This window comes from Anoxybacillus amylolyticus (assembly GCF_001634285.1).
Lineage (GTDB): Bacteria > Bacillota > Bacilli > Bacillales > Anoxybacillaceae > Anoxybacteroides > Anoxybacteroides amylolyticum.
Window position 1 is genome coordinate 2,460,831 of record NZ_CP015438.1, and the last position, 20,321, is coordinate 2,481,151.

19 protein-coding genes are annotated in these 20,321 nt (G+C 45.1%); 2 read left to right on the plus strand and 17 right to left on the minus strand.

What is annotated here, in order from left to right:
- Positions 1-2 precede the first annotated feature (2 nt).
- From GFC30_RS12570 to GFC30_RS12595, 6 genes are all read right to left on the minus strand, one after another.
- On the minus strand, positions 3-998 hold the full coding sequence (locus GFC30_RS12570; RefSeq protein ID WP_066326102.1) for a thiamine pyrophosphate-dependent dehydrogenase E1 component subunit alpha: 996 nt from the start codon (positions 996-998) through the stop codon (positions 3-5).
- A 23-nt stretch (positions 999-1,021) separates the two neighbouring features.
- Positions 1,022-2,443, minus strand: coding sequence for a dihydrolipoyl dehydrogenase (lpdA, locus tag GFC30_RS12575; RefSeq protein ID WP_066326103.1), 1,422 nt, complete (start codon positions 2,441-2,443; stop codon positions 1,022-1,024).
- A gap of 19 nt (positions 2,444-2,462) precedes the next feature.
- The gene (buk, locus tag GFC30_RS12580; RefSeq protein WP_066326109.1) at positions 2,463-3,566 is read right to left on the minus strand and encodes a butyrate kinase; all 1,104 of its coding nucleotides are present in this window, start codon (positions 3,564-3,566) and stop codon (positions 2,463-2,465) included.
- A 61-nt stretch (positions 3,567-3,627) separates the two neighbouring features.
- Positions 3,628-4,731 carry a branched-chain amino acid dehydrogenase gene (gene bcd, locus GFC30_RS12585; RefSeq protein WP_066326112.1) on the minus strand — a complete coding sequence of 368 codons (1,104 nt, stop codon included), beginning with the start codon at positions 4,729-4,731 and terminating at the stop codon, positions 3,628-3,630.
- Between the two features lie 27 nt (positions 4,732-4,758).
- Positions 4,759-5,652, minus strand: coding sequence for a phosphate butyryltransferase (gene yqiS / locus GFC30_RS12590; protein WP_066326114.1), 894 nt, complete (start codon positions 5,650-5,652; stop codon positions 4,759-4,761).
- 193 nt (positions 5,653-5,845) lie between these two features.
- Positions 5,846-7,906 (minus strand): sigma-54 interaction domain-containing protein, encoded by a 2,061-nt coding sequence (locus tag GFC30_RS12595; protein ID WP_066327389.1) that lies wholly within the window; start codon positions 7,904-7,906, stop codon positions 5,846-5,848.
- Positions 7,907-8,170: 264 nt separating this feature from the next.
- On the opposite strand from GFC30_RS12595, the gene GFC30_RS12600 reads away from it, so the two are divergent.
- Complete coding sequence (locus GFC30_RS12600; RefSeq protein WP_066326116.1) at positions 8,171-8,407, plus strand: DUF2627 domain-containing protein; 237 nt, start codon at positions 8,171-8,173, stop codon at positions 8,405-8,407.
- 13 nt (positions 8,408-8,420) lie between these two features.
- On the opposite strand, the gene GFC30_RS12605 is transcribed toward GFC30_RS12600, so the two are convergent.
- Positions 8,421-9,143: a glycerophosphodiester phosphodiesterase gene (locus GFC30_RS12605; RefSeq protein ID WP_066326118.1), complete on the minus strand. Its 723-nt coding sequence runs from the start codon at positions 9,141-9,143 to the stop codon at positions 8,421-8,423.
- An 87-nt stretch (positions 9,144-9,230) separates the two neighbouring features.
- On the opposite strand from GFC30_RS12605, the gene GFC30_RS16645 reads away from it, so the two are divergent.
- On the plus strand, positions 9,231-9,377 hold the full coding sequence (locus tag GFC30_RS16645) for a YycC family protein (protein WP_084256345.1): 147 nt from the start codon (positions 9,231-9,233) through the stop codon (positions 9,375-9,377).
- Between the two features lie 22 nt (positions 9,378-9,399).
- Here the strand turns inward: GFC30_RS16645 and spo0A are convergent, their stop codons facing one another.
- From spo0A to folD, 10 genes are all read right to left on the minus strand, one after another.
- Positions 9,400-10,179, minus strand: coding sequence for a sporulation transcription factor Spo0A (spo0A, locus tag GFC30_RS12610; protein ID WP_066326121.1), 780 nt, complete (start codon positions 10,177-10,179; stop codon positions 9,400-9,402).
- 232 nt (positions 10,180-10,411) lie between these two features.
- On the minus strand, positions 10,412-11,698 hold the full coding sequence (gene spoIVB / locus GFC30_RS12615; protein ID WP_066326128.1) for a SpoIVB peptidase: 1,287 nt from the start codon (positions 11,696-11,698) through the stop codon (positions 10,412-10,414).
- Positions 11,699-11,815: 117 nt separating this feature from the next.
- Positions 11,816-13,537 (minus strand): DNA repair protein RecN, encoded by a 1,722-nt coding sequence (gene recN / locus GFC30_RS12620; RefSeq protein WP_066326129.1) that lies wholly within the window; start codon positions 13,535-13,537, stop codon positions 11,816-11,818.
- A 13-nt stretch (positions 13,538-13,550) separates the two neighbouring features.
- Positions 13,551-14,000: a transcriptional regulator AhrC/ArgR gene (gene ahrC / locus GFC30_RS12625; protein WP_066327392.1), complete on the minus strand. Its 450-nt coding sequence runs from the start codon at positions 13,998-14,000 to the stop codon at positions 13,551-13,553.
- Positions 14,001-14,047: 47 nt separating this feature from the next.
- On the minus strand, positions 14,048-14,881 hold the full coding sequence (locus GFC30_RS12630) for a TlyA family RNA methyltransferase (RefSeq protein WP_066326130.1): 834 nt from the start codon (positions 14,879-14,881) through the stop codon (positions 14,048-14,050).
- A gap of 3 nt (positions 14,882-14,884) precedes the next feature.
- A complete protein-coding gene (gene dxs / locus GFC30_RS12635) occupies positions 14,885-16,777 on the minus strand; it encodes a 1-deoxy-D-xylulose-5-phosphate synthase (protein WP_066326132.1) in 1,893 nt (630 codons plus the stop codon).
- 205 nt (positions 16,778-16,982) lie between these two features.
- Positions 16,983-17,861, minus strand: coding sequence for a polyprenyl synthetase family protein (locus GFC30_RS12640; RefSeq protein WP_066326137.1), 879 nt, complete (start codon positions 17,859-17,861; stop codon positions 16,983-16,985).
- Position 17,862: 1 nt separating this feature from the next.
- Positions 17,863-18,093 (minus strand): exodeoxyribonuclease VII small subunit, encoded by a 231-nt coding sequence (locus GFC30_RS12645; RefSeq protein WP_066326138.1) that lies wholly within the window; start codon positions 18,091-18,093, stop codon positions 17,863-17,865.
- On the minus strand, positions 18,086-19,471 hold the full coding sequence (gene xseA / locus GFC30_RS12650) for an exodeoxyribonuclease VII large subunit (RefSeq protein WP_179946274.1): 1,386 nt from the start codon (positions 19,469-19,471) through the stop codon (positions 18,086-18,088). The genes GFC30_RS12645 and xseA overlap by 8 nt, the downstream gene beginning before the upstream one ends.
- Positions 19,425-20,309, minus strand: coding sequence for a bifunctional methylenetetrahydrofolate dehydrogenase/methenyltetrahydrofolate cyclohydrolase FolD (gene folD, locus GFC30_RS12655; protein WP_066326142.1), 885 nt, complete (start codon positions 20,307-20,309; stop codon positions 19,425-19,427). Before folD ends, xseA begins: the two co-directional genes overlap by 47 nt.
- Positions 20,310-20,321 lie beyond the last annotated feature (12 nt).

Sequence of the window (20,321 nt, forward strand, 5' to 3'; positions counted from 1 at the left end):
CCTTACTTCTCAGCGTATACGTACTTTAATGCATGTTCAGGCTCTGCGTATGGCGCTTTTTCTGCATAGTCCGTCGCTTCGTTTACTTGCTTCATGACGCGGTCATGAATTTCTTTTTCTAGCGCTTCTGTTAGCACCCCGACTTCTTTTAAGTAGTTCGCAAACGAAAGAATCGGGTCTTTTGCACGTGCCTCCGCCAGCTCTTCCGGTGTACGGTAGACGCGGTCATCGTCGTCTGACGAGTGAGCGGTCAGCCGGTAAGAAACGGTTTCGATTAATGTTGGTCCTTCGCCGCGACGCGCACGATCAGCCGCTTCTTTTACGACTTTATATACTTCTAGCGGGTCGTTTCCGTCTACTGTATATCCAGGCATGCCGTATCCAATCGCACGATCGGACACTTTTTCGCACGCCAATTGTTTTTCGATTGGAACGGAAATGGCATATTTGTTGTTTTCGCACATGAAAATGACCGGCAATTTATGAACGCCCGCAAAATTCGCCCCTTCGTGGAAATCCCCTTGGTTAGAAGAACCTTCTCCAAACGTAACGAAAGAGATGAAATCTTTTTTCTCCATTTTCGCTGCCAACGCAATTCCAACGGCATGAGGTACTTGCGTGGTGACGGGAGAAGAACCTGTCACGATGCGGTTTTTCTTTTTCCCGAAGTGACCTGGCATTTGACGGCCTCCAGAGTTCGGGTCTTCCGCTTTTGCAAACGCAGAAAGCATTAATTCCGTTGGAGTCATGCCAAACGTCAATACGACGCCCATGTCCCGATAGTAAGGTAAAACGTAGTCTTTCGTGCGGTCTAGTGCGAATGCCGCCCCAACTTGTGCTGCTTCTTGACCTTGGCAAGAAATAACGAACGGAATTTTCCCTGCGCGGTTTAACAACCACATGCGCTCATCAATTTTCCGGGCCAAAAGCATTGTTTCATACATTTCCAATACCGCTTCATCGCTTAAGCCTAATGCCTGATGACGATTTTCTGCCATCGAAAAAACCTCCTTGTTCTTCTTTAAAAATGAATCGCTTTGCCGTCGACCGCTAACGCCGCCTCCATCATCGCTTCAGAAAGCGTCGGATGCGGATGAATCGTGTGTGCTACTTCCCACGGGGTTGCGTCTAAGACGCGAGCAAGACCAGCTTCGGAAATCATGTCCGTGACGTGCGGGCCGACCATATGAACGCCTAATAAATCGTTTGTCTTTTTATCGGCAATCATTTTCACAAACCCTTCTGCTTCGCCAAATACGAGCGCTTTGCCGATCGCTTTGAACGGGAATGTGCCTACTTTGATGTCGTATCCTTTCGCTTTGGCTTCTTCTTCCGTTAAACCGACACTTGCCGCTTCTGGGCGACTATATACGCATTTCGCAATCATCGTATAGTCAATTGGCGTTGGCTGTTTTCCTGCAATATGTTCGACAGCGACAATTCCTTCATGGGAAGCAACGTGAGCAAGCTGCAACCCTCCAATCACGTCTCCGATTGCATAAATATGTGATTCTTTCGTTTGATAAAATTTATTTGTTTGAATAAACCCTTTTTCGATGACAATTTCTGTATTTTCCAAACCAATTCCTTCAATGTTTGCTTGACGTCCAACCGATACGAGCATTTTTTCCGCGGTGAACGCTTTTTGCTCTCCTGTATGTTCTGCTTTAATCGTCACACCTTCGCCTTTTTCGAGCGTTTCTGGTAACACTTTGGCGTTCGTGAAAATTTGAATGCCACGTTTTTTCAACAGTTTTTCCATCTCTTTCGATACATCGCGGTCTTCCGTTGGCAAAATGCGGTCCGCATATTCTAGCACTGTTACTTGTACACCAAAGTCGTTTAATAAAGAAGCCCACTCGATGCCAATGACACCGCCGCCCACAATAATAATCGACGATGGCAACGTGTCAAGCTGTAGCGCTTCATTGGATGTAATGACGAGTTGTCCATCAATGTCAAGCCCTGGCAATGTACGCGGACGGGAGCCTGTGGCGATAATAACGTTTTTCGGAACGAGCATTTCGTTTTCGCTGCCGTCATTCATTTCAACGGAAATCGTTCCAGGCATTGGCGAAAAGATCGATGGTCCTAAAATGCGGCCAGTTCCTGCGTATACATCAATTTTTCCTTTTTTCATCAAATGTTGAACACCTTTATGTAGTTGCTCAACAATTGTATTTTTTCGCGCCTGTACTTTCGCAAAATCCAGTGTGACATCACTTGCTAAGACGCCAAACTTTTCGCTTTCTTTCGTTTGTGCATATACTTCTGCACTGCGCAACAGCGCTTTGCTTGGGATGCAGCCCGCGTGCAAACACGTTCCACCGAGCTTTCCTTTTTCAACAACGGCCGTTTTTAAGCCAAGCTGTGCTGCGCGAATTGCTGCAACATAGCCGCCGGTACCGCCGCCTAATATGACGAGATCATACTCTTTTGCCATCTTCGTTTGCCCCTTTCTTTTATCGCTTTGCGGCAACAACATTGCCGGGATATTCTTTTTCTTTTTCTTCCCCCCGCAATACGCGCAATGCACCTTCCGCAAGAGCTTGTAGTTCGTTTTCCCCTGGTTGCACAATAACTTCGGCAATCCAGTTTACGCGATCGGCGATTTCTTTCACGAACCCTTTTCCGTACGCAAGTCCGCCGGTCAAAACAATGGCATCGACTTTTCCTGCTAACACAGCGCTTGCTGCACCAATTTCTTTCGCCACTTGATATGCCATGGCGCTATATACAAGCTTCGCTTTTTCATTGCCGGCTTCTATCATTTTTTCGACTTTCACTGCATCGTTCGTTCCAAGGTAACCGACTAATCCACCTTGTCCGACAAGCTTTTTCATTATTTCTTCTCGGTAATATTCCCCTGAAAAACAGAGGGAAACAAGATCGCCTGCTGGCACCGTTCCAGCGCGCTCTGGGCTGAATGGTCCTTCGCCGTCTAGCCCGTTGTTGACGTCGACGACGCGCCCTTGCTTATGCGCGCCAACGGTAATTCCACCGCCCATATGTGCCACAATGAGATTTACTTCTTCATATTTTTTTCCTAGTTGCTTCGAAACACGACGTGCTACCGCCTTTTGGTTTAAGGCGTGGAAAATGCTTTTTCGTTCAATGAGCGAAAACCCAGAAATACGGGCAATTGGGTCAAGTTCATCAACAACAACCGGATCAACGATAAACGCCGGGATATTAAGCGCATTGGCAATTTCATGTGCTAAAATACCGCCAAGATTGGACGCATGCTGACCAGAATAACCTTTCCGCAAATCTTTTAACATTTGTTCATTAACGCGGTAAGTTCCACCCTCAATCGGGCGCAGTAGTCCACCACGACCACATACGGCGCTTAATTTTGAAATGTTGATTCCCTCTTCATCGAGCGCGGATAAAATCGTCTGCTTGCGAAATTCATATTGGTCGATGATCGATTTATATTGCTTTAATTCTTCCGTATCGTGGCGAATCGTTTTTTCAAAAATAGAGCGTTCGTTATCAAATACACCGATTTTCGTTGAAGTAGATCCTGGATTGATGACTAAGATGCGATATTCTTTTTCCTGCAACGTTCCTACCCTCCAATTTGATAAGTGAAAGCGAGAAAATTTCTCGCTTTCACTGTTCATATTAACGGCCGCGACGACGGCTTAAAATGTGATGGCCGTTTTGCAAAAACTGGCTGCGAGATTTGCGCATTTTTTCAATACGTTCTTCTGCCATCCGGTCTGCTGCTTTGTATGTTGGAATGTTGTCACGTTTTGCGATTTCAAATACTTTTTCAATGTTGTTGTAAATTTGTTCTACTTTTTTCATCGCCCGTTCGCGGTTGTAGCCATATAGTTCGTCCGCAACGTTAATGACCCCGCCTGCATTAATGACATAGTCCGGTGCATAGACGATGCCCATTTCATGAATGATGTCGCCATGTCGTGCTTCGCGCAGCTGGTTGTTCGCTGCCCCAGCGATTACTTTTGCTTTCAATTGCGGAATCGTTTGGTCGTTAATAATTCCGCCAAGCGCGCACGGTGCGAAAATGTCGCAGTCTACGCCGTAAATCTCATTCGGGTCGACTGCTTTCGCGCCAAACTCTTCCACAACGCGTTGCACTGCTTCTTTGTTAATGTCGGTAACGATGAGTTTTGCTCCTTCTTCATGAAGATGGCGGCATAAGTTGTACGCAACGTTGCCAACGCCTTGCACAGCAATTGTTTTTCCTTCTAATGAATCGCTGCCGAACGCTTCTTTTGCGGCTGCTTTCATGCCGCGATACACGCCATACGCTGTCACTGGAGATGGATTCCCAGATGAACCGAATGCTGGTGAAATACCTGTTACGTAATCTGTTTCTTCGTAAATGATGTCCATATCTGCAACAGTTGTTCCAACGTCTTCGGCTGTAATATAGCGTCCGTTTAAACCTTGAATGAAACGACCGAATGCGCGGAACATTGCTTCGTTTTTATCTTTGCGCGGGTCGCCGATAATGACTGTTTTTCCGCCGCCAAGGTTAAGTCCTGCCGCTGCGTTTTTGTACGTCATGCCACGCGCGAGGCGGAGCGCATCTTCAATCGCTGCTTCTTCGGATTCATACATCCACATGCGGGTGCCACCTAATGCCGGTCCGAGCGTTGTATCGTGAATCGCAATAATCGCTTTTAAGCCAGATTCTTTGTCTTGGCAAAATAGTAATTGTTCATAATCATATTGTTCCATGTATTTGAAGATTTCCATGTCGTTTTCCTCCCCAAGTGTCTTTATTTATTTAGATGCGGAACAAACCGCAAGTGCTAGCGAATAAAGTTTGCTTTCTGCCGAGTCGGCGCGCGACGTTAATACAATCGGCGCTTTTGCCCCTGCAATGACAGCGCCCACTTTTGCATTCGCAAAATAAACGAGTGACTTATATAAAATATTTCCTGCTTCAATGTCAGGAACAAGCAAAATATCAGCTTTTCCTGCCACTTCATTTGTTATCCCTTTATGGGCTGCTGCAAGTTCTGACACCGCGTTATCAAGCGCTAATGGACCGTTGACGATACAGCCTTTTAACTGACCTCTTTCGTTCATCATCGTTAACGCAGCTGCATCAATTGTCGCCGCCATCGCTGGGTTGACGACTTCGACGGCCGCGAGCGGCGCAACTTTCGGCGTATCAATGCCGATTGCTTTCGCAACGGTTACTGCGTTTGCAATAATTTGCATCTTTTGGTCTAAATCTGGTGCGATATTCATCGCCGCGTCAGTAACGATCATGTAGCGGTCGTAGTTCGGGATTTCAAACACGGCGACATGCGAGAGCACATTGCCTGTTCGCAACCCATATTCTTTATGAAGAACCGCTTTTAAAATGGTAGCGGTCGGGATATTTCCTTTCATTAGTACATTCGCTTCGTTCGAGTGAACAGCTTTTACTGCAAGTTCTGCCACTTCCGCGACGGAATTCGCATGAATGATTTGAACGTTATCGTTTGTTGGGTAGTTTTTTAACAATTTGGTAATTTTGTCGCGATCTCCATATAAAAGAAAGCGACCAAACTGATGATGTAACGCCATCGTCACAGCTTCAATAACTTCTTCGTCTTCCGCTGCCGCGACAGCTACCGTAATATCGGTAGATTGGGTTGCTTTATCTACGAGTGTTTGCAGCTTCATGTCATCTATCCAACCCCTTTTTCTCTTTTTTTTCGATCACTATAACCTTAATGCAAAAAGTGTGCCAACATTTCTCGACAAACTATTTTTCTCGACAAAAAAGGCAAATACTCCGTCATTCACACCCAGAAAATACACCCCTTATTTGAAAACGCTTTATTTTTTCTTTGCATTTTTTTGCACATCGCGCAAACTATTGCATGTATGTTTTTGCAAGCCCATACTTTTCTAACTTGTAATAAAGGTTGCGAATCGAAATGTTTAATCGTTTCGCGGTTGCTGTTTTGTTGCCATGGCAGGCGCGGAGTGCAGCTTCAATAATTTGCGCCTCATATTGTTCGAGCATTTCGTCAAGTGGACGCAAGTCCTCGCTCATTATCACCTCGTCCTTTCGATCGGGCAATATTTGCAGCGGAGGAATATGGTGAATGTCGATCCATGTTTCATTAAATTTCATAAAAATCATCGCCCGGCCTAAGACATTTTCTAACTCACGCACATTGCCTGGCCAGTCATAAGAAGAAAGGTAGTCGAGCGCTTCTTCAGTTACCCCTTCGACGTTTCTTCCGTAATCTTGATTTAGTTTATGAATTAAATGTTGGCATAGTGCCGGGATGTCTTGTTTACGCGCTCGTAATGGCGGGATATGAATCGGCATTCGATTGAGCCGATAATATAAATCTTCCCGAAATGTTCCGGCGGCAATCGCTTTTTCTAAATGAACGTTCGTTGCCGCGATGACGCGCACGTTAATGGGAATCGGCTTTGTGCCACCGACGCGAACGATTTCCCGTTCTTGCAAAACACGCAACAATTTCGCCTGTGTATTGGCAGACAATTCGCCGATTTCGTCAAGAAAAATGCTACCGTTGTTTGCTTCTTCAAATAATCCTCTTTTCCCTCCCCGCTTGGCGCCGGAAAACGCCCCTTCTTCGTACCCGAACAATTCGCTTTCTAACAACGATTCAGAAATAGCAGCACAATTGACGCGAATAAATTTGTTGTATTTGCGATCGCTCGCGTTATGAATCGCATGGGCAAATAATTCTTTTCCCGTCCCTGATTCCCCACGCAATAAAATTGTTGCTGGCGTTTTCGCTGCTAGCTTCGCTTGTTCGATAGCGACCATCATTTCTTCCGATGTCCCGATTATATCGGCAAACGAATATTTCGCTTCGAGCGTGCGAATAATTTGTCGCGCGCGATTTAATTCGTTCGTTAAGCGCTGAATTTCAGAGACATCATGGATAATGCCGACGCTCCCCTTTAGCGTGCCGTCTACAATAATTGGGGCGACATTAACAATGACATCACGATTTTTCGGTCCGACTTTCATGCGCACCCCCCGGACAGGTTTGCGCGTTTTTAATACTTGCATATGCATACTTTCCCCTTCGGCAATATCGGCCGTTGCCGGTTTTCCAATCACTTCTTCTTCTGACAAACCGGTAATACGCGTGTACGCAGGGTTGATTAAAATGCCGTTGCCATACTCATCCACAACCGAAATCGCTTCTTCCGATGAATGAATAATTGCCTCAAGCATCATGCGAATTTCTTTTAAATTCGTTAGCTCTTCCGCAAGCTGCATCACTTCCGTTACATCTTTAAAAACAGCTAAAGCACCGAGCAACCTCCCTGCTTCATCGGTCATCGGGATGCGCGTCGTAATAATTTTACGCCCGTTTTCTAGTGCTAGTTCTTGATGCAATTCCATTTGTCTTGTTTTTAATACGCGCGGCAGTCCGCTTGTCGGAATAATTTGCAAAATGTGCTTACCAATCGCCTCTTGCTTGTCCACTTCAATCATCGACGCCGCGCTGTCGTTCATATGAGTAATATACGCAAATTCATCGACGACAATCATGCCATCATGCGTCGAGTTAAAAATTAAATCACGCCGTGCGGTTTCACTTTTTAGTGTCGTAATTAACGTTTCTTTTTCTTCGACAAGTTCGGCGATAATATAGGCGACCTCTCCTGGAATGACGACCGTATTTTTATGCCGCTTTTGTCGAATTTCTTCAAATACCCCTTTTTCGCCTGTGGCTTCGACGACAATGTCGATTGCATCTGTTAAAAATGGCCTCCAATCGCTGCCTGTTGGAATATTCATGGCGGCAGCTAAGGCGATCCCTAGCGCGCGAGGGTCACGGTCAATGACTGCGACGACTTCGATTGTTGCTGCTTTCTGGAAAATTTTTAGTAGTGCTGTTCCTCCTTTTCCAGCGCCTACAATTAATGCTTTTTTCATCTTCATAATCGAGCGAGGAGACCCCGGCTTCTAAGCGAGAGCGAAAGTCGGGGAGGAATCGCCCGTCCTCCTTTCGATTAATGTTTGAGCTTTTTACAATCCCCTACTTTAAAAGCCTAAGGCTTTAAGTGGAGGGTGCCCCCATCACCTTATCACCTTGCAATTTTTTGCAGATATTTTTATCATACCGATATTTCTTGACAAATTCAATGAAACAGTTAACATTTTTCATGAAGTGATTTTTTACCGGAAAGGATTATCACTATGCAACGATTAATCGCACTGATGATTTTGCTTATTCCTGGGTTTATTGCTGCATTAGGGATTAAGTGGATGCGTGATACGTTATTTGGAATTTTGCATCCACCAGTTCCGTTGCTTTGGTTGCAATTTTTGCTTGGATTTCTTTTGTTTGCACTTGGGCTAGGGTTTATTGGTGGGTTTATTTTTCATCGCGACCGAAAACGAAATAAAGTGCAACCGCGCTTTCAAAAAAAATGACCTGAACATAAGTTCAGGCTTTTTTTATTTGCGTTGCTTTTTCAGGATAATCGGTAAAAATTGCGTCCACTTCGTAGCGAAACATCGTTTTCATCGCTTCTTCGCTATTAATCGTAAACGGTCGTACGTGGACATGATGAAAATGGGCGTTACGGACGAACGATTCTGATACGGTGCGGTAGTACGGATGCAATCCGCTCGCTCCTAGCACGCGCACATATTGCCATGGCTGGTAAAGCCGTTCCATATACAAAAGCGCTGTTTCAATCATTGGGGCAAGCTGGCGACAACGAGCCATGCTATTATGGTTGAAAGAAGAAAAAATGATGCGTGGTTCCAGTCGATAATGTTTCACTAGGTCAATTACTTTTTCTTCGAGCCGGTCATAGGTAATGAGCCCATTTTTCAATTCGATGTTCAATAATAATGAAGTGCCAGAAATCCATGCCAGTACTTCTTCTAAAAGCGGAATGCGGCACGTTGGATATTGCTCAGTAAATTTATAGCCCGCATGCAACGATTGTAAGTCACGATACGTAAAATCTTTGACCCATCCTGTACCATCGGTCGTTCGGTCAACAGTTTCGTCATGGATGACGACAAGCGCACCGTCTTTTGTCATTTGCACGTCTAGTTCAATCCCATCTGCCCCGACGCGTTCTGCTTCATAAAAGGCAACCATCGTGTTTTCCGGATGCGTGCCGGCTGCACCGCGATGCGCAAAAATTTTTGTCATGCTTCTGCCCCTTTCCTATGCAAACGAAAACATAGTAAAATTATATGCATGTAGCGAAAAAATGTCTATCATAAAGAGGTGAACGGAATGCGCCCGCATCAAATTTCGTTGGAAACAGCGCAAAAGCTGGCAAAAGCGCTCGGGATTCCGCTTGAACAAGTGATGCACATGCCGCAACATATTTTAATCCAAAAATTGATGGAACTAGAAAAAGAGAAAAAAGACGAAAGGTAGCCCGGCCGGACTACCTTTTTCGTTAACTTGCTTTATGCTCCAGCCGCAGTTTATCAGCGACCATCGCGATAAACTCACTGTTCGTCGGTTTCGCTTTGGAGATGCTGACGGTGTAGCCGAATAGCGACGAAATGGATTCTAAGTTGCCGCGACTCCATGCGACTTCAATGGCATGGCGAATCGCCCGTTCAACACGGCTAGCGGTCGTGTTATATTTTTTCGCGATATCTGGATATAATACTTTCGTAATCGATCCGAGCAGCTCAATGTCGTTATATACCATTGAAATTGCTTCACGCAAATATAAATAGCCTTTAATGTGCGCAGGCACGCCGATTTCATGAATGATGCTCGTAATGCTTGCGTCTAAATTTTTCGGTTTATTGTCGCGCACTTGATATGTAACAGGCGCTTTTTTCACGACCGGTGCCGCTTTTCCTGCCACTTGACGAATGTGGTGGACTAGGTTTTCCATGTCAAATGGCTTTAAAATAAAATAAGACGCGCCCAAATCGACTGCTTTTTTCGTTACATCTTCTTGCCCAAATGCTGTGAGCATAATGACGTGTGGCTGTTTTTCCCGCTTCATCCGTATTTTTTCCAATACCGCTAAGCCGTCTAAATGCGGCATAATAATATCTAATAACAAAATATCTGGCTGCTTTTCTTCGAGCATATATAAACAGTCTTGACCATTATATGCTACCCCGATTACTTCCATATCCGGTTGATTAGAAATATATTCCTCTAACAAATTGACTAATTCGCGGTTATCGTCCGCAATGCACACCTTAATCTTCACGTAATTTTCCTCCTCACTTCCATTTCGTTGCGCTTTTTCCTTTTATTTATACCGATTCGACACAATGGCGAGAAATCCCTTTATTTTTCAAAGACGAAAAATCCACAAAAATCCACTTTATTCGACTAATTTGTCGAAAAATCTTTATATCCTTATTTTACCGAATCATACACCAAATATCTATGCAAAAAAAGAGAAAAATTGACTTTTTTCACACAAAAAACGAGCGTTTTCAGCTCGCTTTTTGCGTTTGTTTATATAAATCGATGCCTGCTTCATGCAACATCCATTCAATGTGCACCCCATACCCTGACGTCGGGTCGTTCACAAAAACGTGGGTAACAGCACCGATAAGTTTTCCGTCTTGGATAATTGGGCTGCCGCTCATCCCTTGCACGATCCCTCCTGTTTTTTTCAATAAACGAGGGTCTGTAACACGAATGACTAGTCCTTTGGTGGCCGGGAATTTTTGCGGAATTGATTGAACAATTTCAATGTCAAACGCCTCAACTTTATCATTTTCGATAACCGTCAGCATTTTTGCTGGTCCTTCTTTTACTTGGGTTGATAAGGCAATTGGCATTGGTTCGTCAAATAATCCGTTTTTCATTGGTTTCGATAACGTACCGAAAATGCCAAACGGGCTATTGTTCGTAATATTACCGATTACTTCTTTATCGTCAGAAAATCTCGCCAATTTTTCACCTGGACTTCCGCTACTTCCTCTTTCAATGGAGGTTACGGTTGATTTCATAATTTGACCGTCTTGCACCACAATTGGTTTTCGTGTATCCATATCCGAAATCACATGGCCAAGCGCTCCGTATTTTTTCGAAACTGGATCAAAAAACGTCATCGTTCCAATCCCAGCCGCGGAATCGCGAATATATAATCCGATGCGGTAAGCATCATCTTGTTTATCTTTTAATGGAGTCAACTTTGCCGCAATTGATCGTTGATCGCGAAGAAGCTTGAGCTCTAGCGGCTTTCCTGTTTTCCCAGCTTCCTCAATAAACGGCGAGAGATCACTCATCTTTTCGATTCGTTTGCCATTGACGCTTGTAATAATATCCCCTACTTGAACGCCCGCAAGTTCGCCCGGCGATTTTTTTCCATCTTCTGTTTCCACTAGATGGTAGCCAACGACAAGAACTCCTACTGTATTCAATTTCACTCCGATGGATTGTCCACCTGGAATGACTTTTAAGTTCGGGAGCACTTTAATATCGACTTGTTTAATCGGCACTCCTCCCATATTTAAAATCAGTTGTCCTTCATCACGCTGCTTCGCTTCAAAGGAAAGCGAATTTTCTGTTTGTGTCACATCAATCGAACGAAAAGCATCTTTCATCTCTGCATGAACTGGTAAGGCAGAAGCGAAGCTTACGTTCTCCCCCTCAAACATAACAAGTTGCTTTGGAATGTGTAAATAGTCTTTCACTGGTGTTGACATACTAAGCACAACAAATGAAACAAGGAGAAAGACCCCAACCATTTTTCTCAACGTTTCTGTAATCAACCCTTTTCACTCTCCTCGCTCCCACCTACATTCGCGGTTACAGTTTTAATTTTGCCTTAATCGCCATAAATATAATCGCCTCGGGCATAAAAAAAGCTACCCACAATGGATAGCTTTTCATCCTTTTATTTTGGCTGCTAATTCCAACAGCTCTTTTGCATGCTCTTTCGTTAACTCCGTAATTTCGACACCGGAAATCATCCGGCCAATTTCTTTAATTTTTTCTTCTTTTGTCAACACTTTTACCGACGTTTTCGTCCGGGTTCCGTCCGTTTCTTTCGCGATGAATAAGTGTGTATCTGCCATCGCTGCTACTTGCGGCAAATGGGAAATGCACAACACTTGCGAACCGACAGAAACGCGGTAAATTTTTTCGGCAATGGCTTGGGCCACACGACCACTTACACCGGTATCGACTTCATCGAAAATAATCGACGTCACGCCTTGGTGCTTAGAAAAAATGCTTTTTAATGCGAGCATAATGCGCGACAATTCTCCGCCAGAAGCAATTTTCGCGAGCGGTTTTAGCGGTTCACCGACGTTTGTTGAAATGTAAAATTCCGCGACATCGACGCCATCCGCTTGAAATTTTACTGGCACTCCGTCAATAATTGGCGCATCCAGCGTTCCTTCGCGCTTCGTAAATACCATATCAAACGTCGTTTTTTCCATGTATAAATCTTTTAGTTCTTGGTGAATATGCTGAATGAGCGTTTTCGCATGCTTCATGCGCACGTTTGTGACGTTTTTCGCTTCGACGACTAAATCTTCTGTCACCGATTGCAGCTCTTTTTGTAGCTGATGAATTCGGGTGTCGCGGTTTTGAATCGAATCGATTTCTTCGGTAATTTTTTCGGCATATTGTAAAATTTCAGCAACTGTCTGTCCGTATTTTCGCTTTAAGTGGCTAATTTCGTTCAATCTTCCTTCGATTACATCCAGTCGGCTCGGGTCGTATTCTAGCTGTTCTAGCTCGTCACGCAGCTTATATGCCGTCTCCTCTAGCAAATAATAGCTATTAGCAATCGTTTCATACGCTTCTTTTAACACTGGATCAATATGGGCAACATCGTCTAAGTGACTCATCGCTAGTCCAACCCAATCGAGCGCGCGCTGTTCGCCGTACAATGCATCGTATCCGTTTTTTAGTGCATCGTAAATTTTTTGAAAGTTCACAATTTTTACTTTCTCTTCCATCAGTTGTTCGTCTTCGTTCAGCTGCAAATTTGCTTTTTGAATTTCGTCGAGCTGGAACGTTAATAAGTCGAGCCGATGAGCAATTTGTTGTTCATTTTCGCTTAGTTTGTGCAGCTGTTTTTTCAGCTGTTCATATTTTTCGTAGACAGCGCGATATTCTTCTAAAGCGGCGCTAATTTCTTTTCCGCCGTATTCGTCTAGTAGGGGCAAATGTTTATTCGGATCCATCAGTTCTTGGTGTTCATGCTGTCCGTGAATATCGACAAGTGTTGAGCCGATGTCGCGTAAGACAGCCATCGTCACGAGTTTTCCATTTACTCGGCAAACGCTTTTTCCGCTCGTCGAAATCTCCCGGCGCAATACGACCATCCCTTCGCTAATATCAATCCCTACCTCCGCGCATTTTTCGTAGCACGGGTGCGTGTCGTCGCTTAATAAAAATAGCCCTTCAATTTCTGCCCGCTCTTCGCCATAACGGACAAACTCGGCCGAACCTCGTCCACCAATCAATAAATGAATCGCGTCAATAATAATCGATTTTCCCGCACCTGTTTCCCCCGTTAACACGGTGAGTCCTTTTTCAAACGAAATCGATAACGACTCAATAATCGCAAAATTTTTAATGGACAATTCCGCAAGCATCGTGAAATCACCCCTACAGCATATCTAACAGCCGCTGCGAAATGACTTCGGTATCATCGGGCGTCCGGCAAATGATGAGACACGTATCGTCACCACAAATTGTACCAACGATTTCATGCCAATCTAAATTGTCTAAAAGCGCACCAATCGCGTGGGCATTACCAGGCAATGTTTTCATGACAAGCAAATGTCCAGCACCGTCAATTTTGACAAACGCATCCATTAACGCCCGCTTTAGTTTTTGCAGCGGATTAAACCGTTGGTCGGCTGGGAGGCTATATTTATAGCGCCCGTTCATCATCGGAACTTTTACTAATTGCAATTCTTTAATATCACGTGATACTGTTGCTTGCGTCACGTTAAATCCCGCCTGCTTTAGCATATCGACAAGTTCATCTTGCGTTTCAATTTCATGGTTTGTAATAATTTCCCGAATTTTAATATGGCGTTGCCCTTTATTCAACATGAACACCTCGCTCATTTTTTTCAAAAAAACAGGAATAACATTTGTTATTCCTTTGGCTCTCTGTTCGCTAATGTTTCGTGTGCTTGTTTGACGATGTCGCTCGGCTGCTTTGCTAGTTTGTTGCTGCCTTTTTCCCTTTCCCCTTCCCAGCGAAGATGGAGTAAAAATTCAATATTCCCATCGCCACCAGTAATCGGCGAATGTGTTACGTCAAGCACATCATATCCTTGGCAAAGCGCAAATTCGATCATCGAAACGAGAACCGCTTCATGAATCGTCGCGTCGCGCACGATCCCTTTTTTGCCGACATGTTCTCTTCCTGCTTCGAACTGCGGCTTCACTAACGCAATAACATCGCTTCCTGAAACGAGAACCGTTTTTAACACAGGCAAAATTAATTTTAGTGAAATAAACGATACATCAATCGTTGCTAGTTCTGGAAGCCCTTTTGTAAAGTGAGCAGGCGTGACATAGCGGAAATTCGTCCGCTCCATCACGACTACCCGCTCATCTTGGCGCAATTTCCATGCCAATTGGTTGTATCCGACATCGAGCGCATACGACAATTTCGCCCCATGCTGCAACGCACAATCGGTAAACCCCCCAGTCGAAGCACCGATGTCTAATAAAATTTTATCTTGCACCGTTACATCAAACGTCCGCAACGCTTTTTCTAGTTTCAATCCGCCACGGCTGACATAAGGAATGGCGTTTCCTTTCACCGTTAGCGGAATATCGACCGACACTTTCTCTCCAGGCTTGTCTAATCGCATTTCATTTGAATAAACAAGCCCTGCCATAATCGTCCGTTTCGCTTTTTCCCGCGTTTCTGCTAACCCTCGTTCTACTAGTAGTACATCCAGCCGTTCTTTCTTCATCGTTCATGCCCTTTTTTGTTTTTTTGGTATCATTGTTTTCACACGATCGACGACATGTGCCGTCGTTAAGCCGATTTCTTGCAACAGTTCTTTGACACTTCCATGTTCAATAAAGCGGTCTGGAATGCCCATGCGCTGAATAACCGATTGATGGTAGCCATGGTCATGGGCAAACTCAAGCACCGCACTGCCGAATCCCCCTTGCAGCGCTGCTTCTTCAATCGTTAGTAGCGGCATGCTACTTTCTAACAATTCATGGAGCATCGCTTCATCCATTGGCTTAAGGAAACGGGCGTTCACGACTTTGACCGACACGTTTTCTTTCGCTAATTTTTCTGCTGCCTCTAACGCCATCGGAATCGTCGTGCCAAACGTTAAAATTGCCAAGTCACGTCCGTCCCGCAATACTTCCCATGTGCCGATTGGAATCGCACGAAGCTCTTCATCCATTTTGACGCCAAGGCCGTTGCCACGCGGAAAACGAAGTGCAATCGGTCCGTCGTCGTATTGAATGGCCGTATATACCATATGCTGCCCTTCGTTTTCATCTTTCGGCATCATGAGTACAAGGTTCGGCACATGCCTTAAAAATGCAATATCAAATACCCCTTGGTGCGTTTCGCCGTCCGCCCCTACGAGCCCCGCTCGGTCAATAGCAAAAAAGACGTTTAAATTTTGCCGGCAAACATCGTGCACCACTTGGTCGTACGCCCGCTGCAAAAATGTGGAGTAGATGGCTAAAAACGGCTTCATCCCTTGGGTAGCAAGCCCTGCTGCAAGCGTCGTCGCATGTTGTTCAGCAATTCCGACATCGTACATCCGATCAGGAAATTCGCTCGCAAACCCTTCTAGTTTAGAGCCGACCGGCATCGCTGGCGTAATCGCCACAATGCGCGAGTCAGTGCGCGCCAATTTTCTTACCGTTTCACTAATAAGCTCACTCCAAGAAGGGGCGCTGTCAACCGGTTTTAAAAAGTCTCCTGTTTCGATTTTATACGGACCTGTGCCATGCCATGTTCCAATTTTATCGTTTTCCGCCGGATGGTATCCTTTTCCTTTTTTCGTGATAACATGTAAAAGCACTGGACCTTTAATTTTTTTTGCATAATGCAAATTCTCGAACAAATCATCGAAATCGTGCCCGTTGACCGGTCCAAGATACGTAAAGCCAAGTTCTTCAAAAAAGACACCCGATACGAGCAAGTATTTTAAGCTATCTTTCACTCGTTCAGCGGTTGCTGCTAATTTTCCACCAACCGCCGGTATTTTTTTCAGCAACATTTCCAATTCGTCTTTTACCCATTGATATTTTCCAGCGGTGCGCAAACGACCGAGCACGTTATGAAGCGCACCGACGTTTGGCGCAATTGACATTTCGTTGTCGTTTAACACAACGATAATATCTTTCTTTTCATGACCGATATGGTTTAGCGCTTCAAGCGCCATCCCACCTGTCAGCGCCCCATCGCCGATAATCGGGACGATGTATTCATTTGTCCCTTTTAAATCTCGGGCAATCGCCATTCCCATCGCTGCCGATAATGATGTGGAGCTATGCCCCGTTTCCCATACGTCATGCTCGCTTTCGCTTCGTTTTGGAAAGCCGCAAAGCCCTTTATATTGTCTTAAGGTATCAAATGCTTGAGCACGTCCAGTTAAAATTTTATGGACATACGACTGATGACCGACATCCCATAACAATTTATCTTTTGGGCTGTCAAACACTTTATGAAGTGCTATCGTCAATTCGACGACGCCAAGGTTTGGTCCGATATGTCCACCTGTCCTCGATAGCTTTTCAATTAAAAATTGACGAATGTCCGCGCTAAGCTGAACAAGTTGTTCTTTCGATAGCGATTTTAAAAAGCGCGGATCTTTAATTTCTGTGACGTCCAAACGAGATCACTCGCTTTCATTTGTTCTCTGTCCCTGATATAATACAGATATTAATTATTATACATGATAACTGAATAAAGAAAAATGTTCCTGCGCGATTTTCCGAATAGAAGCGAAAAAAGAGCCGCTAACACATATGTGATAACGGCATCCCTCCATTTTTTCACTATAACATACTCCTTGATAAGCGGCAACGTTCTTTCACCTAATGGTCGCGCGTAGCGACTAAATCGCAAATGTAGCGTAATACGTCGTCCTGCACATTGGCAGCTTGCAAGTAACGTTTTGCTTCATGGATGTGAAAACGCAATTTGTCTTTTGCCCCTGCCATCGTTAAAAGCGATGGATATGTCACTTTGGCGTTGGCAACGTCGCTGCCGATGTTTTTGCCAATTTTCTCTTCCGACCCTTCAATGTCAAGAATATCGTCGCGAATTTGAAACGCAAGCCCTAAATGAGACGCAAACGCATCCAAATGGGAAAGTTGTGCATCAGCCGCCCCAGCTAATAGCCCCCCAGCTAATACACTATATTGAAGCATTTTCCCCGTTTTATGGCGGTGAATGTATTCTAGTGCCGTTAACGAAAGCTGCTTTCCTTCCCCTTCCATGTCCGCTACTTGTCCAGCAACCATTCCTTCTGGTCCTGCCGCTTTGGCAAGCTCAGCAATTAAAGCGATTTTCGTCGTGGGGACAATGTTTGGCGCATCAGCAATGACTTGGAACGCATGCGTCAACAGTCCGTCTCCCGCTAAAATCGCCATTGCTTCGCCAAACACTTTATGATTTGTCGGTTTTCCGCGCCGCAAATCGTCGTTATCCATGCTCGGCAAATCATCGTGGATTAACGAATATGTATGAATCATTTCAATCGCGCAAGCAACTGGCAAGCCGAGCGCTAACTCTTTTTGAAACGCATGCAATGTCGCTAATAAAAGGAGCGGACGGATGCGCTTTCCCCCAGCTTCGAGCGAATAAAGCATCGCTCGTTTTAACGTATCCGGCGCATGTAGCATCTTGATATAGCGTGACAATTCTTTCTCGACGAGCTGTTTTTGTTCCCGTAAAAATTGCTCGACTAACACGTTATTCCTCCTCGATGGAGAAAGGCGCTAGTTGTCCGTCTTCGCGCAAAATATACTCCATTTGTTTTTCCGCATGTTGCAATTTATCGTGGCACCACTTCGATAGCCGCATTCCTTCTTGGAAAAACGCAATCGCCTGTTCCAACGGAACGTTGCCGGCTTCCAACTTCCCAACGATTTCTTCGAGCTGCTTCATCGCTTCTTCAAACGTTAATTCTTTTTCTTCACTCATCCACTACTTCCTCCATTCCAAAGACATGGCAGTCCAGGTGCCCGTCTTGCAGGCGCACTTGAATTGCGTCGCCTGGCTGCACTTGCCGCACGCTTTTAATTAACTCTTCTTTTTCATTATAAACTAAGCTATAGCCGCGCTCCATAATTTTTAGCGGGCTTAGGGCATGAAGCTGTGATAGAAGCGACGTGAACTGCCATTGTTTTTGCTGCAATAGGGCTTTTCCTCCCTTTTCTAGCGATTTCGTAAGCGTTTGTTGTTTTTCGAATAGTTGCGCCACCTTTTCCTTTGGGTGATGTGCGGTTAATTTTAGATACAGATGGTCAAACCGCTCCTTTTTTCGCTCCATCCCCCGCTCCGCGCTCCGCTTTAACCGTTCAAGCAACATGTCGAGCTGCTGTTCTTTTTGTTCATATAGCTTTTGCGGATAGCGGAACGCATACGATGTTTGCAAGCGGCGCAACCGCTCGGATTCGGTCGCCATTTTTTCTTTCATCGCGCGAATTAAGCGAACGTTTCGCTGCGCGAGGCGCTCGGCAAGTTCGGCGACATGAGGCACCGCCAGTTCTGCGGCACCGGTTGGCGTTGGCGCACGCAAATCAGCAACAAAATCAGCAATCGTAAAGTCGGTTTCATGCCCAACCGCAGAAATAATGGGCACGCGCGACGCAAAAATCGCTCGCGCGACTTTTTCTTCGTTAAACGCCCACAATTCTTCGATAGAGCCACCACCGCGGCCGACGATTAATACATCAATATAGCCGAGTTCGTTTGCTTTCTCGATCGAACGAACGATGGAGTCGGCTGCCTGTTCTCCTTGGACGAGCGCTGGAAACAAAATGATCGTTCCGAGCGGGTAGCGGCGACGAATGGTTGTCACGATATCACGAATCGCTGCGCCAGTCGGCGAAGTGACGACCCCAATATAGTGCGGAAACGCCGGCAACGGCTGCTTATGTTCTTTAGCGAACAGCCCTTCTGCTTCTAGTCGCTGCTTTAGTTGCTCATACGCTAAATATAAATTCCCGATGCCTTCCGGCTGCATCTCTTTTACATATATTTGGTAATTACCACTCGGTTCGTACACAGAAACTTCCCCGCGCACAAGCACTTTCATGCCGTTTTCCGGCCGAAAGGCTAAGTAACGATTATAACTAGCAAACATCACCGCTTGAATGCGAGCATTTTCGTCTTTAAGCGTAAAATACATATGGCCGCGCGAATGGTACGTAAAATTAGAAATTTCCCCCTTTATCCATAAATCTTGTAGATGTGGGTCAACTTCAAATTTGCGTTTAATATATTTCGTGAGCGCGGTTACTGTTACATATTTAATATCTGCCACTACGTTCTCCTCGCTTATTGATGTGATGCGCATTGCGCGCTGCTTCGACCGTATTATGAAGAAGCATCGTAATCGTCATCGGGCCAACCCCTTTTGGTACAGGAGTTAAATAACTTGCCACTTCTTTTACTTCATCAAAGCGGACGTCTCCGCAAAGTTTTCCATTTTCTAACCGATTGACCCCGACGTCAATGACAATTGCGCCTTCTTTTACATGTTCTGCCCCGATAAGGTTCGCTTTTCCGACGGCAACAATTAAAATGTCGGCTTGGTGAGTAATCGCTGCTAAATCTTTCGTTTTCGAATGGCAATACGTCACTGTCGCATGCTCGCGTAAAAAGAGCTGTCCGACTGGTTTGCCGACAATGTTGCTTCTCCCGACGACAACGACATGTTTTCCGGCAATGTCTATGCCGAGCGATTGCACCATAAATAAAATCCCGTACGGCGTGCATGGAAGAAACGCTTTTTGCCCGACCATCATGCGCCCGACGTTAATCGGATGAAAGCCATCGACATCTTTTTCTGGAGCAATCGCCTCGATTACTTTTAATTCGTCAATATGGTTTGGTAGCGGCAGTTGGACTAAAATGCCGTGCACTGTTTCGTCGCGGTTTAGTTGATCAATTTGTTCTAACAGCATCGATTCGGTAATTGTTGCTGGAAACGTCAAAAGCGTCGAACGAATGCCGACTTCGGCACACGCTTTTTGTTTTCCTTTGACATACGAATGGGACGCTGGGTCATCTCCAACAAGAATGACGGTAAGTCCTGGCTCGATTCCTAAGTTTTTTAATTCCTCTACTTCTTTCGCTAGTTGCGCGCGCTTTGCACTTGCTAATTCTACTCCATTAATGATTTGTGCTGCCATTTTTCCTACTCC

What these genes read in the sequence shown, in the direction of transcription:
- GFC30_RS12570 (WP_066326102.1), bottom strand. Translation starts at nt 998, where the DNA reads ATGGCAGAAAATCGTCATCAGGCATTAGGCTTAAGCGATGAAGCGGTA.
- lpdA (WP_066326103.1), bottom strand. Translation starts at nt 2,443, where the DNA reads ATGGCAAAAGAGTATGATCTCGTCATATTAGGCGGCGGTACCGGCGGC.
- bcd (WP_066326112.1), bottom strand. Translation starts at nt 4,731, where the DNA reads ATGGAAATCTTCAAATACATGGAACAATATGATTATGAACAATTACTA.
- yqiS (WP_066326114.1), bottom strand. Translation starts at nt 5,652, where the DNA reads ATGAAGCTGCAAACACTCGTAGATAAAGCAACCCAATCTACCGATATT.
- GFC30_RS12595 (WP_066327389.1), bottom strand. Translation starts at nt 7,906, where the DNA reads ATGAAAAAAGCATTAATTGTAGGCGCTGGAAAAGGAGGAACAGCACTA.
- GFC30_RS12600 (WP_066326116.1), top strand. Translation starts at nt 8,171, where the DNA reads ATGCAACGATTAATCGCACTGATGATTTTGCTTATTCCTGGGTTTATT.
- GFC30_RS12605 (WP_066326118.1), bottom strand. Translation starts at nt 9,143, where the DNA reads ATGACAAAAATTTTTGCGCATCGCGGTGCAGCCGGCACGCATCCGGAA.
- GFC30_RS16645 (WP_084256345.1), top strand. Translation starts at nt 9,231, where the DNA reads ATGCGCCCGCATCAAATTTCGTTGGAAACAGCGCAAAAGCTGGCAAAA.
- recN (WP_066326129.1), bottom strand. Translation starts at nt 13,537, where the DNA reads ATGCTTGCGGAATTGTCCATTAAAAATTTTGCGATTATTGAGTCGTTA.
- GFC30_RS12630 (WP_066326130.1), bottom strand. Translation starts at nt 14,881, where the DNA reads ATGAAGAAAGAACGGCTGGATGTACTACTAGTAGAACGAGGGTTAGCA.
- GFC30_RS12645 (WP_066326138.1), bottom strand. Translation starts at nt 18,093, where the DNA reads ATGAGTGAAGAAAAAGAATTAACGTTTGAAGAAGCGATGAAGCAGCTC.
- xseA (WP_179946274.1), bottom strand. Translation starts at nt 19,471, where the DNA reads ATGCGCATCACATCAATAAGCGAGGAGAACGTAGTGGCAGATATTAAA.
- folD (WP_066326142.1), bottom strand. Translation starts at nt 20,309, where the DNA reads ATGGCAGCACAAATCATTAATGGAGTAGAATTAGCAAGTGCAAAGCGC.